Source organism: Mycobacterium sp. IS-836, from assembly GCF_001954275.1.
Lineage (GTDB): Bacteria > Actinomycetota > Actinomycetes > Mycobacteriales > Mycobacteriaceae > Mycobacterium.
Window position 1 is genome coordinate 65,480 of sequence record NZ_MBEU01000021.1, and the last position, 15,380, is coordinate 80,859.

General features: G+C 68.2%; 16 protein-coding genes. 4 read left to right on the forward strand and 12 right to left on the reverse strand.

Annotated elements, in window-relative coordinates:
• Window positions 1-41: 41 nt before the first annotated feature.
• Window positions 42-1,526 (forward strand): acetyl-CoA acetyltransferase, encoded by a 1,485-nt coding sequence (locus A5747_RS08320; protein WP_076123218.1) that lies wholly within the window; start codon window positions 42-44, stop codon window positions 1,524-1,526.
• A 108-nt stretch (window positions 1,527-1,634) separates the two neighbouring features.
• Complete coding sequence (locus A5747_RS08325) at window positions 1,635-3,740, forward strand: NAD-dependent epimerase/dehydratase family protein (RefSeq protein ID WP_076123221.1); 2,106 nt, start codon at window positions 1,635-1,637, stop codon at window positions 3,738-3,740.
• Here A5747_RS08325 and A5747_RS08330 read toward each other — a convergent pair.
• From A5747_RS08330 to A5747_RS08375, 9 genes are all read right to left on the reverse strand, one after another.
• On the reverse strand, window positions 3,729-4,961 hold the full coding sequence (locus A5747_RS08330; RefSeq protein WP_076123223.1) for an NAD(P)/FAD-dependent oxidoreductase: 1,233 nt from the start codon (window positions 4,959-4,961) through the stop codon (window positions 3,729-3,731). The genes A5747_RS08325 and A5747_RS08330 overlap by 12 nt on opposite strands.
• Window positions 4,962-5,010: 49 nt before the next feature.
• A complete protein-coding gene (locus tag A5747_RS08335; RefSeq protein ID WP_076123225.1) occupies window positions 5,011-5,736 on the reverse strand; it encodes a DUF72 domain-containing protein in 726 nt (241 codons plus the stop codon).
• Window positions 5,737-5,743: 7 nt separating this feature from the next.
• Window positions 5,744-6,379, reverse strand: coding sequence for an endonuclease (locus A5747_RS08340; protein ID WP_076123227.1), 636 nt, complete (start codon window positions 6,377-6,379; stop codon window positions 5,744-5,746).
• 50 nt (window positions 6,380-6,429) lie between these two features.
• Window positions 6,430-6,762, reverse strand: coding sequence for a TfoX/Sxy family protein (locus tag A5747_RS08345; protein WP_076123229.1), 333 nt, complete (start codon window positions 6,760-6,762; stop codon window positions 6,430-6,432).
• Between the two features lie 111 nt (window positions 6,763-6,873).
• Window positions 6,874-7,263: a nitroreductase/quinone reductase family protein gene (locus A5747_RS08350; RefSeq protein WP_076123231.1), complete on the reverse strand. Its 390-nt coding sequence runs from the start codon at window positions 7,261-7,263 to the stop codon at window positions 6,874-6,876.
• A gap of 30 nt (window positions 7,264-7,293) precedes the next feature.
• Window positions 7,294-7,785, reverse strand: coding sequence for a hypothetical protein (locus tag A5747_RS08355; RefSeq protein WP_076123234.1), 492 nt, complete (start codon window positions 7,783-7,785; stop codon window positions 7,294-7,296).
• Window positions 7,786-7,880: 95 nt separating this feature from the next.
• Window positions 7,881-8,318, reverse strand: a complete 438-nt coding sequence (locus tag A5747_RS08360) for a hypothetical protein (RefSeq protein WP_233147987.1) — start codon at window positions 8,316-8,318, stop codon at window positions 7,881-7,883.
• A gap of 174 nt (window positions 8,319-8,492) precedes the next feature.
• Window positions 8,493-10,817 (reverse strand): endopeptidase La, encoded by a 2,325-nt coding sequence (gene lon, locus A5747_RS08370; RefSeq protein ID WP_076123238.1) that lies wholly within the window; start codon window positions 10,815-10,817, stop codon window positions 8,493-8,495.
• 73 nt (window positions 10,818-10,890) lie between these two features.
• On the reverse strand, window positions 10,891-11,439 hold the full coding sequence (locus tag A5747_RS08375) for an ABATE domain-containing protein (protein WP_076123240.1): 549 nt from the start codon (window positions 11,437-11,439) through the stop codon (window positions 10,891-10,893).
• Between the two features lie 94 nt (window positions 11,440-11,533).
• Here A5747_RS08375 and A5747_RS08380 point away from each other — a divergent pair, with 94 nt between their 5' ends.
• Entirely contained in the window at window positions 11,534-11,737 is a 204-nt protein-coding gene (locus A5747_RS08380) for a hypothetical protein (protein WP_076123242.1), read from the forward strand.
• 71 nt (window positions 11,738-11,808) lie between these two features.
• Here the strand turns inward: A5747_RS08380 and A5747_RS08385 are convergent, their stop codons facing one another.
• Window positions 11,809-13,062 carry an alpha-hydroxy acid oxidase gene (locus A5747_RS08385; protein ID WP_076123244.1) on the reverse strand — a complete coding sequence of 418 codons (1,254 nt, stop codon included), beginning with the start codon at window positions 13,060-13,062 and terminating at the stop codon, window positions 11,809-11,811.
• An 18-nt stretch (window positions 13,063-13,080) separates the two neighbouring features.
• Here A5747_RS08385 and A5747_RS08390 point away from each other — a divergent pair, with 18 nt between their 5' ends.
• Window positions 13,081-13,518: a DUF1810 domain-containing protein gene (locus A5747_RS08390; protein ID WP_076123246.1), complete on the forward strand. Its 438-nt coding sequence runs from the start codon at window positions 13,081-13,083 to the stop codon at window positions 13,516-13,518.
• Here A5747_RS08390 and A5747_RS08395 read toward each other — a convergent pair.
• Both A5747_RS08395 and A5747_RS08400 read right to left on the reverse strand, forming a co-directional pair.
• A complete protein-coding gene (locus A5747_RS08395) occupies window positions 13,515-14,819 on the reverse strand; it encodes an alpha-amylase family glycosyl hydrolase (protein WP_076123249.1) in 1,305 nt (434 codons plus the stop codon). The genes A5747_RS08390 and A5747_RS08395 overlap by 4 nt on opposite strands.
• 10 nt (window positions 14,820-14,829) lie before the next feature.
• Window positions 14,830-15,366: an alkyl hydroperoxide reductase gene (locus tag A5747_RS08400; protein ID WP_076123251.1), complete on the reverse strand. Its 537-nt coding sequence runs from the start codon at window positions 15,364-15,366 to the stop codon at window positions 14,830-14,832.
• Between the last annotated feature and the right edge of the window lie 14 nt (window positions 15,367-15,380).

Genomic DNA, 15,380 nt, shown 5'->3' on the forward strand with positions numbered 1-15,380 from the left:
CCCGCGGCCGGGCGGCGTCGACCCCGCGATAGGTTCGTCGGGTGACCGTCGACCCCCGCACACCGGTGCTGATCGGCTGGGGTCAGGTCAACCATCGCGACGACATCGACCCGGCAACGCGGTCCGTCGAACCGGTCGACCTGATGGCCGCCGCGGCCCGGCAGGCCGGGGATGCCCGGGTGATCGAGGCCCTCGATTCCATCCGGGTGGTCAACGTGCTGTCCGCGCACTACCGCGATCCCGCGCTGCTGCTCGGCGAGCGGATCGGCGCCTCCGGCTTCCGCACGCTGTACAGCCCGGTCGGCGGCAACGTGCCGCAGTCGCTGGTCAACCAGGCGTGCCTGGACATCCAGGCGGGCCGGGCCGGCGTCGTGCTGCTGGCCGGTGCCGAAACGTGGCGGACCCGGCGGGGGCTGAAGGCCAAGGGCGGCAAACTCGAGTGGACCGCTCAGGACGAATCCGTCCCGCTGGCGGAGGTCAGCGGCGACGACGTCCCGATGGCCGGCGACGCGGAGATCAGGATCGGCCTGGACCGCCCCGCCTACGTCTATCCGCTGTTCGAGCAGGCGCTTCGCATCGCCCGCGGCGAATCAGTCGAGGACCACCTCGACCGCGTCGCCGAATTGTGGGCGCGCTTCAACGCCGTCGCGGTCGGCAATCCCAACGCCTGGATCCGCAAGCCGGTGACCGCGGAGGAGATTCGGCGGCCCGGACCGCAGAACCGGATGATCAGCTGGCCGTACACCAAGTTGATGAACTCCAACAACATGGTGGACCAGGGCGCCGCGCTGATCCTGGCGTCGGCCGAGCAGGCGCAACGCCTGCGGATCCCGGCCGACCGTTGGGTCTACCCGCATGCGGGCACCGACGCGCACGACACCCCGGCCATCGCCGAACGTGACGAGCTGCACCGGTCCACCGCCATCCGGATCGCGGGCGCCCGGGCGCTGGAGCTCGCCGGCCTGGGCATCGACGGCGTCGACTACGTCGACGTGTACTCGTGCTTTCCGTCCGCCGTTCAGGTGGCCGCGGCCGAACTTGGGCTGGCCGTCGACGATCCGGCGCGTCCGCTGACCGTCACCGGTGGGCTGACGTTCGCGGGCGGCCCGTGGAGCAACTACGTTATGCACTCGATCGCCACCGTCGCCGACCTGTTGGTGGCCAATCCGGGGCGGCGCGCCCTGATCACCGCCAACGGCGGCTACCTGACCAAGCACAGCTTCGGGGTCTACGGCACCGAACCTCCTACCGAATTCCGTTGGGAGGACGTGCAATCCGCGGTGGATCGGGAACCCATCCGCGACGGATTGGTCGAGTGGGAGGGCGTCGGCACCGTCGAAGCCTGGACGACTCCGTTCGACCGGGATGGGCGGCCGGAAAAGGCATTCGTTGCAGTGCGCACGCCCGACGGGTCGCGAACGCTGGCGGTGATCACCGACGGCGCCGCGGCGCAGGAAACCGTGCATGACGACATCGGTGGCGCCAAAGTTGCCGTCGCCGCGGACGGCAGCGCCACGCTGCGGTAGCCCGTCGCGGGAATACCGCCAGGCCAGAGCCCCGTTTGGGGAGTAACAGTCGCGCAATTGACAGCGACTTGCCTATTGTCGAGGTGACGTTCGGGGAGGTGAGCCCAGGTGCAGATCCTGGTTACCGACGCCACCGGCACCGTCGGGCGGCTGGTCGCACGCCAGCTCATCGCCGCCGGCCACGCCGTCAGCGGCATTGCTGCGCGCCCCCACCCGTGCCTGGACCCAAACGTCGAGTTTGTTTGCGCGCCGTTGAGCCACCCCGTCTTGCAACAGCTGGCCAACGAGGCCGACGCTGTTATTCATCTGGCCCCGGTCGACACGACCGCCCCCGGCAGCGCGGACATCGACGGCGTCGCGCGGGTGACCCATGCGGCCGCCCGCGCCGGCGCGCGCTTGCTGTTCGTTTCCCAGGCCGCGGGCCGGCCCGACCTGTACCGACCCGCCGAGGAGCTGGTGTCCACCAGTTGGGCGCCGAGCGTGGTCGTCCGGATCGCGCCGCCGGTCGGCCGTCAGCTCGACTGGATGGTCTGCCGCACCGTGGCCACACTGTTGCGCAGCAAGGTTTCCGCACAGACCATGCGGGTGCTGCACCTCGACGATCTGGTGCGGTTCCTCGTTTTGGCGCTCGACACCGACCGCACCGGCGTCGTGGACCTCGCCACACCGGACGCCACCAACGTGATCACGGCATGGCGGGTGCTGCGATCCGCCGATCCGCGTTCCCGGCCGTATGGCGTTCGCAGCTGGCCACAGTTGATGCCGGAGATGGATATCACTGCAGCGCAAGAGGATTGGGGATTCGAGTTTGGCTGGCAGGCAATCGAGGCGGTCGCCGACACCGCGCGCGGACTCGTCGGCCGCAGACTCGGTCCCGCCGGCGCGGTCCGCCATGGGGGGCGACTGGCGCTGCCGGTGGAGGTCCTCCCGCGGCACGCGCCGCCCGGTTCGCTGCGCAACGCGGCACCGGAGGGCATGGAGGGCGAATTCGACGACCTGATCGATCCACGCTTCCCGGTTTTCAGTGCGACCGGCCTCGCCGAGGCGCTGCCCGGACCGCTGACCCCGATAACCCTGGACGTCCAGTTGAGCGGGCTGCGGACGGCCGGCCGGGTGCTGGGTCAGGTGCTCGCGCTCGGTGGCGTCGTAGGTGACGAATGGGGAAGCAGGGCCATCGCGGTGTTCGGTCACCGCCCGTACGTCGGAGTGTCGTCCAATGTCGTTGCCGCCGCCCAGCTCCCGGGCTGGGACGCCGACGCCGTCGTCCGGAACGCCCTGATCGACCAGCCACAGGTCGGTGACCTACTACCGTTCGGTCCACCACAGCTAGCCGGCGGGGCGGTGGGGTCGGTCGCCAAGGCGGTCGCCACGGCGAGATCGCTCGCCACATTGCGTCATCTGCGGACCGACACGCGCGCCTACGCCGCCGCCGCCACCACCGAACACCTCGATGACGCGCAGCTGGGTCTGCTGCCCGATGCCAGCCTCGGGGCACGGCTCCGGCTGTTGCGGGACCGGATTCACCAGGGCTGGATCCTGACGGCGTTGTCGTTGATCGACACCGGCGTCACCGCGGCCGCGCTGGAACGCACCGGCGCGGGAACCAGGGTGCCGGGACTGGGCATGATCTTGGAAGGTGGCCGCGTAACGGCCGAGATCGCCGAGCTGGCAACGATATTGCGCGCCGACCCGCCGCTGGCCGCCCTGGCCCGCGACGGCAATCTCGACAGCATCCGCGCGTTGTCTCCCGGTACCGCCGCCGCGCTCGACTCCGCGGTCGCCCGCATCGGACACCGCGGGCCAGCGGAAGCCGAGCTGGACAGCACGGTGTTCTTCGACGACCCGGCGATGCTGCTCGTGGCGGCCGCCGACGCCGCCGACGCCCCCGCCGAGCCGCCTCCGCCCGCGACCCTGGCCCGGCGCTTCGCCGACAATGCCCGCGTGTCGCGCGAGCTGGCCCACGACGCCACCATCCGATTCACCCATGAGCTTCGAACGACGTTGCGCGAGTTGGGTTCTCGACGGCTCGCGGCGGACCTGATCGACGTTGTGGCCGACGTGTACTACCTGACCTGCGACGAGCTGGTCACGATGCCGGCCGATGCCCGGTTGCGGATTAAGCGCCGGCGCGCCGAGCGGGAGCGCCTGCAGGCGCAACGCCCACCCGACGTCATCGACGGGACGTGGGTGCCCGCCGACGCGTCAGCCCACTAGGTCGGCAAGCGGGGACTGCGGATCGGCCAGCGCGCCGGGGTCGACGGAAGTCCCGGACCTGATCAGCGCTTTGACGTCATCGAGCACGTCCCAGATGTTGACGTTCATCCCGGCCAGCACCCGGTTGTCGCCGTCGAGCCAAAAAGCGACGAATTCGCGTCCGGCGACGTCGCCGCGGAACACCACCCGCTCGAAGCTGGGTGCGTGCCCGACGTACTCCATCCCGAGGTCGTACTGATCGGTGAAGAAGTAGGGCAGCTCCGCGTATTCGCCTGGCTCGCCGAGCATTCCGGCGGCCGCCACCGCGGGTTGCTTGAGCGCATTGGCCCAGTGTTCGGTGCGAATCCGGCAGCCGAACAACGGGTGCTCGGCCGCGGCGATGTCGCCGACCGCGTAGATGTCAGGATCGCTCGTGCGCAGCGACGCGTCGACCAGCACACCGCCGTCGCCCATCGCGAGCCCGGCCCGTTCGGCGAGTTCGACGTTCGGCTTGGCGCCCACGGCCACCAGCACCGCATCAGCGGCGACCGTCGACCCGTCGCGCATTTTCAGTCCGGTGGCCTTGCCGCCCGCCGTCGTGATCTCGTCGACCTGCGCCTCCAGCCGCAAGTCCACCCCGTGATCGCGATGGAGGTCGGCGAACACTTCGCCCACCGATTCGCCGAGCGCGGCCAGCAGCGGCTGTTTGGCCGTCTCGACGACGGTCACGGCGACGCCACGCTGTCGGGCGCCGGCGGCCACCTCCAGTCCGATCCATCCGGCTCCGAGAACGGCCAGCGAAGACCCCTCGGCGAGAACAGAATTCAGCGCCACGGCGTCGTCGTAGGTGCGCAGATAGTGGACCGCGCCGGCGTCGGATCCGGGTATCGGCGGACGTCGGGACGCCGATCCGGTCGCCAGCAACAGCTTGTCGTACCGCACCGCGGTGCCGTCGGGGAGTGTGACGGTGTGTTCGGCGGGGGTCAGGGCCGACACGCGCGAGCCGAGCCTCAAGTCGACGTGGTGGTCGCGGTACCACTCGGAATTCTGCACGGTGAAATCGGTCAGCGATTTCTTGCCGGCAAGATACTCCTTGGAGAGCGGTGGTCGCTCGTAAGGCAGGTGTTCCTCTTCGGCGAAGAGGATGACCTGTCCGTCAAAGCCGCTGTCGCGCACCGCTTCTGCCGCCTTGGCTCCAGCAAGTCCGCCGCCGATGATGACGAATGTGGTCGAGCTGGCCATGATTGCTGCTCCGTTCTTTCCTCGACATTCCCAGCCTACGCGGGCCGGCTCAGGCCAAGAGTTCTTGCAAGGTCAGGGCATTGCGGACGGCGTGGCCGCCGAGGTCGTTGTTGAAATACACCCACACGTCCCTGCCGTCGCGGTCCCATTGAGCGATCTGATCGGCCCAGCGCCGCAGGTCGTCGCCGGAATAGCAGCCGGCGTAGATCGAATCCTGATCCGGGCCGTGCAGCCGCACGTACACCAGATCGGTGGTGGCGCGGGGCACGCACGCCAATCCGGCGCCGCTCATCACCACATAGGCCGCGCGGCGGCGTTCCAGCACTTCGTAGACCGCGGGATCGTTCCAGGATGGATTCCGCAACTCCACGGCCACCCGGATCGACGCCGGGACCTGCCGCAGGAACGAGTCCAGCCGCGCGTCGTCGCGCTGCTGCTCGGGGTGCAACTGAACGAGCAGCACACCGCGTCGATCACCCAGCAGCTGCCAACAGCGCTCGAACCGTTCGATCCAGGGCTCCGGGGAGGCCAGTCGGCGGTAGTGGGTCAGTCCGCGATGGGCCTTGACCGACATGGTGAAGCCGGCCGGCAGTTGGTCGCGCCACCCCGCGAACGTCGAATCCTTGGGCCAGCGGTAGAAGCTCGCGTTCAGCTCGACGGTGTCGAACACCTCGACGTAGCGCGCCAACCGCTTGCCGGCCGGCAGGCCGGGCCGGTAGAGCACGTCGGTCCAGTGCTGATACGACCAGCCCGACGTGCCGACTCGCACCGTCACAGGGAGCTCAACCGGTCACCCGCCGGCGCAGATCGTCGTCGAGTGCGACCCGCACCAACGCGGCGGCCAGCCGGGCGTTGGCACGCGGAGCCAGCGAGGCCAGCTTCGCCGCATCGGCCGGCAGGCCCAACCGCTTAGCCGCGGTGGTGGCGCGGTCGTCGAAATACGGGCGAACCCAGGTCCATACGTCCTGCACCTCGCGTAGGTAGATGTCGGCGCCGGTTTCACCGATTCCCTTGAACGTCTTGAGCATTCGCTTGGCCTCGCCGATGTCTCGATGGCTGCGACCATCGAGTTCGCGAAGGTCGCCCGAATACTCGTCGCAAACCCGCCTGGCCATGTCGGTGAGGCGGGTGGCCGAGCTTTCGTCGTAGCGCACATAGTGAGCCCGGCCGAACGCGCTGATCATGGTCCGCCTGTCGGAGGCCAGGACTGCCTTCGGCGTCCGCAGGCCCGTCTTGAAGATCTCGCGGGCCGCGCGCGTGGCGGTGGTGGCATCGATCGGCTTGCTGGCCAGCATGCTCAGCACCAGCAGCTGAAACAGCGGCATCGGTTTGTCGTTGACCCGAATGCCCGCCTCGGCGGCGTACGTGGTGCCGGCGACCTTCAGCAGTCGCCCCACCAGTTGCTCGCGCCCGCTCATACCGCACCGCGTACCCGCGCCATTCCGCGGCAAACCGGACCGGGGGCCGGCTATTTGGCTGGCAGGCTGCGCGCGTAGCCGACGCCTCGCGTCACCCAACCCTGAAGCTGGCGCTTGGTTTTCACACCCTCGGCGTCAACGCGCAACCAGCCCCGGGCTTCCCGGCCCGCCATCACCATGGCGCTGACGTGGTCGCGTTCCAGCAGCTTGTCGGTGTCGTCCGGCGGTACCCGCACCAGCAATCCGCCCTGCCCGCTAGCGGCGACGGACATGTTGCCGTTCACCAGGAACGCGAGGCCACCGAACATGCGCTTTTCCTCGACGCCACGCTCGGATCCGAGCAGTTCCCGGATCCGGTTGGCCAGGTCTTCGTCGTAGGCCATGCGCCGACCTTAACGCCGGCGACCGACACGCGCCGAGCCTGTAATTTCGCAGGCCTCTACTCGTACTTCTGCTGCAGATTTACAGGCTCGGCGAATATGCCGAACGCGGTGTCAGTCCAAGTCCACCCGAATGGTGAGCAGGTCGCTGCCCATCAGGCGCACCACGGCGCTGTTGAGCCGGGGGAGGTTGCCCAGCCGCCGCAACGCGTCGTCGTCGGGCATGAGGTGAGCCGTTCCGTTTCGCCACCGACCGCCAACGCGCACCCGAACGGCCGAGTTGGCCTTGATGTTTCGGACGTAGTCGGAACGCTCACCGTGCTCGGAGACCATCCAGAACTGGTTGTCCACCACGCGACCGCCGACCGCGGTGCGCCGCGGCTGCCCCGATTTGCGGCCGACGGTCTCGAGCATGGTCACGGGCAGTTGCCGCCCCACCGGGTTCACCACCAGACGCTGGACGCGGTGGACGACTCGCCGCTTCAAATCCCTCAGGTCGGTCACGTCCCCGATTGTGGCAGCATCCGGCGGGGTCTACGCGGGCCGGCGAGCCGGGACGCCGACGGCGCGCAGGACCCACTCGCGGGGCACGTCGAATGCCAGCGACCGGCGCGGGATGGTGGTCAGCACCGCTTCGGGGATGGCCGTTTTGTATCGCAGCGACAGGTGACCGGAGAACGCCGGGTCGACCTGGCTGACGTCGACGTCGAGCGCGAGACCGCTCTCGGAGAATTCCGCCCTGACCGGTCCGCTCTGGGCCGCGTCCCAGCGCCGGTCGATGGCTCGACCCGCCAATTTCGGCACGGTCGACAATGTCCCGAGAACCCGCTGGGGGGTAAGGGCCAGGGAACCGGCATAGCTGCGGGTGTTGTTGCCCTTGACCACGAAACCCGGTACAGAGCCGTTGAATCGGAACGTGACCGGGACGAACTCGGCGAGATGGAGTATTCCCTCCGATTCGACTTCGGCCCGCATGTCGGCGGGCAGTTTGCCAATGCGGAGCATCCTGCGCAGGATCACGGCCATCCCCGCACAGTAACGGCCCCGGCTAGCGCCTGCGCCGTTTTGCCACAGACGAAAACAGCCGCCGCACGATGGCGGCGGCTGTCTCGTTCTGCCTGCTAGGTCGTCGCGTACGCAACGAACTGGCCGCCAGGCAGGAAGACGCCCCACTGGTTTACGGCCGGGTTAAACACGACGGGGTAGTCGACCGGTTGACCCGGCGGCATCCAGCGCGCCGGAAGCCCGTAGCCAATCGGGTCGTTGTAGTGCCCCGGTGGCGGGAATCCGCCCTGTCCCGGTGGGAGCGGCGTGCCCGGACCGTTGCAGTTGACGCCCGGGCCGCCGTTACAAATCGGCTGTCCCGGGATGATCGGTCCCTGACCCGGCACGTTCGGTCCCGGCACATTCGGCCCCGGCACGTTCGGTCCCGGAATGTTCGGGCCAGGCACATTCGGGCCGTTCGGATCGGCTTGCGCCAACCCGGCACCCAATCCGAGCGCGCCGGACGTCAAAGCACCTGCAATTGCGGCGCCAGCAGCGATTCTGTTCAACCTCATGGTGAACTCCTTATCCAGCCGATTGGCCGCATCCAGCAGCCTCACAGCAGCGATTTGTTGTTCGTCACCCGCGCAGTTGCTAAACGTCGGGATAGAGGTGAACCCCCCGGCCGGTCCTCCCTCTGCCCTGAGGCCTACCCAGGACCGGGGGAGGTCAAAACCTCAACAGCCGCATTAGGCCGCGGCGGTCGCCTTCTCGGTCACCGGCTCCAGGGCCCGTGCGACGATCTCGGCGACGTCGGTCATCGGCGTGACGGTCAGCGCCTCGAGTACCTCGGCGGGCACGTCGTCCAGATCCGGCTCGTTGCGCGACGGGATGAAAACCGTTGACAGCCCGGCACGTTGGGCGGCCAGCAGCTTCTGCTTCACCCCGCCGATCGGCAGCACCCGCCCGTTCAGCGTGACCTCGCCGGTCATGCCGACGTCGGAGCGGACCTGACGTCCGGTGGCCATCGAGACCAGCGCGGTCACCATCGTGACACCGGCCGACGGACCGTCCTTGGGCACCGCCCCGGCGGGCACGTGCACGTGGATGCGGCGGTCCAGCGCCTTGGGGTCAACCCCCAGCTCAGCGGCGTGGGAACGCACGTAGGACAGCGCGATCTGCGCCGATTCCTTCATCACGTCGCCCAGCTGACCGGTCAGCTGCAAACCGGGCTCGCCATCGGTCGCGCCCGCTTCGATGTAGAGCACATCGCCGCCCAGGCCGGTCACGGCCAGGCCGGTGGCGACGCCGGGCACCGCGGTGCGTTCGGCCGACTCCGGCGTAAACCGCGGCCGGCCAAGGTAATCCACCAGATCGGGCTCGTCGATGACTTTCGGCGTCACCGGTTCCTCGGCGATCTTCGTCGTGACCTTGCGCAGCGCCTTGGCCAGCAGGCGTTCGAACTGGCGCACCCCCGGTTCGCGGGTGTAGTCCGCGGCAATCTTCCGCAGCGCGGCATCGGTGACGGTGACCTCGTCGTCGTTCAGCGCCGCCCGCTCGCGCTGGCGGGGCAGCAGGTAGTCGCGGGCGATGGCGACCTTGTCGTCCTCGGTGTAGCCGTCGATAGCCACGAGCTCCATCCTGTCCAGCAGGGCCGACGGAATGGTCTCGATCACGTTGGCGGTAGCCAGGAACACCACATCGGACAGGTCCAGGTCCAGATCCAGGTAGTGGTCGCGGAACGTGTGGTTCTGCGCCGGGTCGAGCACCTCGAGCAGCGCCGCGCTCGGGTCGCCGCGGTAGTCGGATCCGACCTTGTCGATTTCGTCAAGCAGCACAACGGGATTCATCGATCCCGCCTCGCCGATCGCACGCACGATCCGGCCGGGCAGCGCGCCCACGTAGGTGCGCCGGTGCCCGCGGATCTCGGCCTCGTCGCGCACGCCGCCCAAAGCGACGCGCACGAACTTGCGGCCCAGCGCCCGCGCGACGCTCTCGCCCAGCGACGTCTTGCCGACGCCGGGCGGACCGGCCAGCACCATGACCGCACCCGAGCCGCGGCCGCCGACGACCTGCAGCCCACGCTGCGCGCGCCGGGTGCGCACGGCCAGGTATTCGACGATGCGGTCCTTCACGTCGTCCAGCCCGTGGTGGTCGGCGTCCAGGATCGCCCGCGCGGCCGCCAGGTCCGTCGAATCCTCGGTCTTGACGTTCCAGGGCAGGTCGAGCACGGTGTCCAGCCAGGTGCGAATCCAGCCGCTTTCCGGGCTTTGGTCGCTGGCGCGTTCCAGCTTGCCGACCTCGCGCAGCGCGGCCTCGCGCACCTTCTCGGGCAGGTCGGCGGCCTCGACGCGGGCCCGGTAGTCGTCGGATCCGTCGGGCTCGCCCTCGCCCAATTCCTTGCGGATGGCAGCCAGCTGTTGGCGCAGCAGGAACTCCTTCTGCGTCTTCTCCATGCCCTCGCGCACGTCCTCGGCGATCTTGTCGTTGACCTCGACCTCGGCCAGGTGCTCGCCGGTCCAGTCGATCAGCACGCGCAGCCGCTCGGCGACGTCGACCGTCTCCAGCAGCTGGCGCTTCTGCACATCGGTCAGGTAGGACGCGTAGCCGGACGTGTCCGCCAGCGCCGACGGATCGGTCAGGCTGTTGACGTAGTCGATGATCTGCCAGGCGTCGCGCCGCTGCAGCATGGCCAGCAGCAGCTTCCTGTACTCCGCGGCCAGCGCCTTGATGTCCTCGGTCGGCTCGGCCTCGGTGACCTCGGTCACCTCGACCCATAGCGCCGCGCCCGGCCCGCTCGCCCCGGCGCCGATCTGCGCCCTGCGCTCACCGCGCACGACGGCGGCGGTGCCGCCACCGGCGATGCGGCCGACTTGCAGGATCTTCGCGATCACGCCGTGCGACGGGTAGCGGTCCTCGAGCCGCGGAGCGATCAGCAGCTGCCCCGATTCGCTGGCCCGGGCCGCGTCGATGGCCGCCCGCGCGGCGTCGTCCAGTGCGATCGGCACGACCATTCCGGGCAACACGATGGTGTCGGTGACGAACAGCACCGGCACTGATGTGGCTTGAGACACTCGTCCTCCAAAGGTTTAGTCTGTTGCGCTCAACCCTGGTTGGACGTGGTTTGTTCCCGGGTAAATCGTCGCGTCAGTGGGCCGCCGCGCGCTGGCGCGCCCGAAAAGCCTGGACCTTCACCTTGTTTCCGCAGGTGCTCATCCCGCACCAGTGCCGGTTTTTCGCTCTGGACGAATCGACGTAGAGGCGCGTGCATCCGGGATGTGCGCAACGTTTGACGTTGTCGAGGTCGGGTCCGGCGATGAGGTCGAGTAGATCCGCGGCGAGGCTGGCGAGCAGTCGCGGCGCGGTGCCCTCGCGGCGGGTGGCGCCGGTGCGCAGCAATCGCGGCGCGAGCTGGGGTTGCGACGCCCACTCGTTGAGCAGGTCGACGTCGGCGACCTGGGGCCGGCGCCCCTCGAGTCGCGCGATGACGGTGCGGTAGCTGGCCTCGCGCAGCTCGATGGCCGCGACGAGCTCGTCGTCGGTGACGTCGATCGCGTCGTCCAGCAGTCCCGCCTGGACCGCCCAATCCGACAGCAGCCGAGGATCGGTCAGCAGTTCCTCGCGCTCCGACATGCGGCGTTTCAGCGTGCTCGCGAAGTCGAGGCATCGCCGACCGCTCACGTAGACGAATTTCATGTAACCACCTTGACAGGTTTCACGTCGCGGAGCAAGATGTAACTATCTAAGACGGTTACATGGCTAGTAAGCGAAACGGTTAGGAGCCTTCGACATGATCACGAAAATGCTTGTCAGCGCAGCGATCTTCGGCTCTGTTATTGCGGGAGCGGCGCCGGCCGGCGCCGACCCGGGCCAGTCGGACCAAAACATCTTCGGCGGCCTGACGTGCGACTGCCAGCAGACACCCCCAGCCGGCGGCGCGGTCCAGAACGACGAGATTGATCGCGGAATCTGGGCGGGTCTCGCTCCCGGCTAGCCAGCTAGGGCGCCCAACGTGCGGCTGGCTTCACGTTCGACATCGAACGTGCGGCTGGCCGCACGCTCGCGTCAGTCCGAGCGCGCAGGGGGATCGACGGGGCCCAGCCGCCGCAGCTGCGTCACGTGCTTGGGCGAAAGCTCCTCCAGACAGGTGACACCCAGCAGGCCCATCGTCCTGATCAGACCGGTCTGCAGGATCTCGATGGCGCGGTTGACGCCCGCCTCACCGCCGGCCATCAGCCCATAGAGATAAGCCCGCCCGACGAGCGCGCACCGCGCCCCCAACGCAATCGCCGCGACGATGTCCGCGCCGGACATGATTCCGGTGTCCACCAGGATCTCGGTGTCGTGGCCGAGCTCACGGGCGACTGTGGGCAATAGATGGAAGGGCACCGGGGCCCGATCCAGTTGGCGGCCACCGTGATTGGACAACACGATGCCGTCGACTCCGCGGTCGACGACGGCGCGGGCATCGTCGAGGGTCTGGATACCTTTCACGACGAGCTTTCCCGGCCATCGGGACTTGATCCACTCCAGATCCGCGAAGGTGAGGCTGGGATCGAACATCGTGCTCAGATACTCACCGACGGTCCCGGGCCAGCGGTCCAGCGACGCGAATGCCAGCGGCTCGGTAGTCAAGAGATCGAACCACCACTTCGGGTGCGGCACGGCGTCAAGGACGGTTCGCAGCGTCAGCGCCGGTGGGATCGTCATCCCGTTGCGGTTGTCGCGAAATCGCGCACCGGCGACCGGCACGTCGACGGTGACCAGCAGGGTGTCGAAGCCGGCGTCGGCCGCGCGTTGCACCAGCGCCATCGAGCGCTCGCGGTCGCGCCACATGTAGAGCTGAAACCACTTCCGCCCCTGGGGCACAGCGGTCACGAGGTCTTCGATCGCACAGGTACCGAGTGTGGACAGCGAGAACGGAATACCGGCGCTGGCCGCCGCCCGTGCGCCCGCGATCTCGCCCTCGGTGTGCATCAGGCGGGTGAACCCGGTCGGCGCGATCCCGAATGGCAGCACAACCGGTTGGCCGAGCACGTTCCAGCCGGCGGTCACGTTGCTGACGTCGCGCAGGATCGTCGGATGAAATTCGATGTCGCGGAACGCTTGTCGGGCTCGCTGCAGGGACAACTCGTCTTCGGCGGCGCCGTCGGCATAGTCGAACGCCGCCTTGGGGGTGCGCCGCTTGGCGATTCGCCGCAGATCGTCGATGGTGAAGGCGGCGTCGAGGCGCCGCGTCGTAGCGTTGAACCGGGGTCTTCTGAATTGGATCAGCGGTGCCAGATCGCGCACTTTGGGCACTCGCCGTTTGACCGCCATGTGTGCAACCGTAGTCGTATGGCGTCGGCAGCCGACCCCTTCGACCTGAAGCGTTTCGTTGACGCCCAGGCCCCCGTCTACCGCAGCGTCGTCGACGAGTTACGCGACGGGCGCAAGCGCGGTCACTGGATGTGGTTCGTGTTTCCGCAACTTCGTGGGCTGGGCAGCAGCCCGATGGCGGACCACTACGGCATCGCCTCCCTCGAGGAAGCCCGCGCCTATCTGCGGCACGACCCGCTCGGGCCGCGATTGCATGAATGCGCCCAGCTGGTGAACGAGGTGCAGGGGCGTTCGATCGCGCAGATATTCGGTTCTCCCGACGACCTCAAGCTGCGTTCGTCGATGACGCTGTTCGCCCGCGCAGCCGAGGACAACGCGGACTTCGTGGCGCTGCTCGACCGGTACTACGACGGCGAGGAAGACCAGCTGACAGTGGCGCGGCTGCGGCGTTCCTAAACGGGGCTCAGGATGCGCCAGCCATGGGGCTCGACGGCCAGCGTCTGCACGACGTCCTGGGGCGGGGCCGCCGATCCGGCGACAATCTGAGCTCGTGCCGCGCCGAGTTCGGAGAGGACCAGCTGGAGGGGCTCGTCGTCGATGTTGAGCGCCACCAGCAGTGCGTTCTCGCCGCTGCGCGTCTCGTAGACGTAGTGCCGGTTGGTCAGCCGAAGCGCGGTGGTGGACGCCGAATGCAGCCAGGCGTGGCGGCGCCGCAGCCCGACGAGGTATTGGTGCAGCGCCCACACCTCGGTGCCGAACGCATCCAATTGCACTGGGGGAGAGGCGAACTCCGGGCGGACCGCGTCGTCTCCGCCGTAGCGCTCTTCCTTCACCCCGCGAAGGGCGAACTCGTCGCCGGCGTACACGCTGGGCACGCCGCCCACCGTCAGCAGAATCACCAGCGCATGAGCCAGATGTGCGGAGTTTTCCAGCCGGCTGGCGATGCGGGTGACGTCGTGGTTGCCGACGAATGTCAGCGGGGCGAAGCTGGCGAGGAAAGTGTTGTGTCGCTGCAGCGCCCAGTCCAGCTCGAAAAAGTTGGCGTCGTTGAGCGCGCTCCAGATCGCCTTCCACAGCTCGTATTGGGTGGCGGAGTCGAACTTGGCCGCATCCACGACCGCGGCATAGTCGCCGTGGATGAGCTCGCCGACGAACCAGGCGTCCGGATGTAGTTCGCGGACCTTAGGCAGGGTAGAGGCCCAGAAGTGTTGTGGCACAATGTAAGCGGCATCCAGGCGCCAGCCGTCCGCGCCGCGGCGCAGCCAGTGCGCCATCACGTCAGCCGTGTACGCGACGACCTCGGGATTGTCGTGGTTGAGGGTGATGAGTTCGGAATGGCCCTCGAAGGTGTGGAATCGGCCCGGGCGCCCGCGAAACCAGCTTGCCGCCGCGTCGTTGTGCGGCGCCTCGCGATACCGCGGGAAGTCGACGCCGACGTGGTTGAACACGCCGTCGAGCAGGATGCGCAGCCCGCGGCGGTGCGCCTCGGCGACGAGGTAGTCGAAGTCGGTGTCGTCACCGAGGCGCGGGTCGATGCGGTAGTGATCGGTGGTGTCGTAACCGTGTGTGCGCGAGGCAAAGATCGGCCCCAGCGCGATCCCCGACGCTCCCAACGCGATGGCGTGGTCGAACCAATTCACCAGCCGCCGCAGCCGGTGTTCCTCGGGATCCGGCGGCTCGGTCGCCGGAAACGCGCCGACGAACCCCAGCGGATAGACCTGCCACCAGATCGCGTGGGGAACCCAGGACGGGGTCACGTCGCGGCGATCAGCCGACAGCCGCCAGTGTCTGCGAGGCGGTAATCGCCTGTGCCACACCGGCAATGATGGCGGCGGCCTTCAACGCCTCCAGGATGGCCTCGCGGCTGATCCCCGCCTCGCGCAGCGCGTGCTCGTGGGCGACCATACAGTGTGAGCAACCGTTGATCGACGACACCGCGAAACACCAGAGTTCGAAGTTCGCCTTGTCCACACCCGGATTGCCGATCACATTCATTCGCAGTCCCGGCCGCAGGTCGTCGTAGGCGCCTTCGAGGAAGCCGCGGCCGCGGTAGAAGACGTTGTTCATGCCCATGATGGACGCGGCGGCCAATGCGGCCTGGTATGCCTCGGCGGACAGGTTGTCGGCGGCATCCGTGCCAATCTCGTTCAGCACCTGGGTGTTTCGGGTGGCCACGGCACTGGCCAACAAGGTGCCCCACAGCTGCTCGGAGTCCAGGACGGTGCTGCGGGTGATCGAGCCCAGGTTGAGCTTGAGATCCTTGGCGTACTCGGGCAGGGCGGCCTTGAGCGTCTCTACGGTCATGTCGCGTCTTCCAA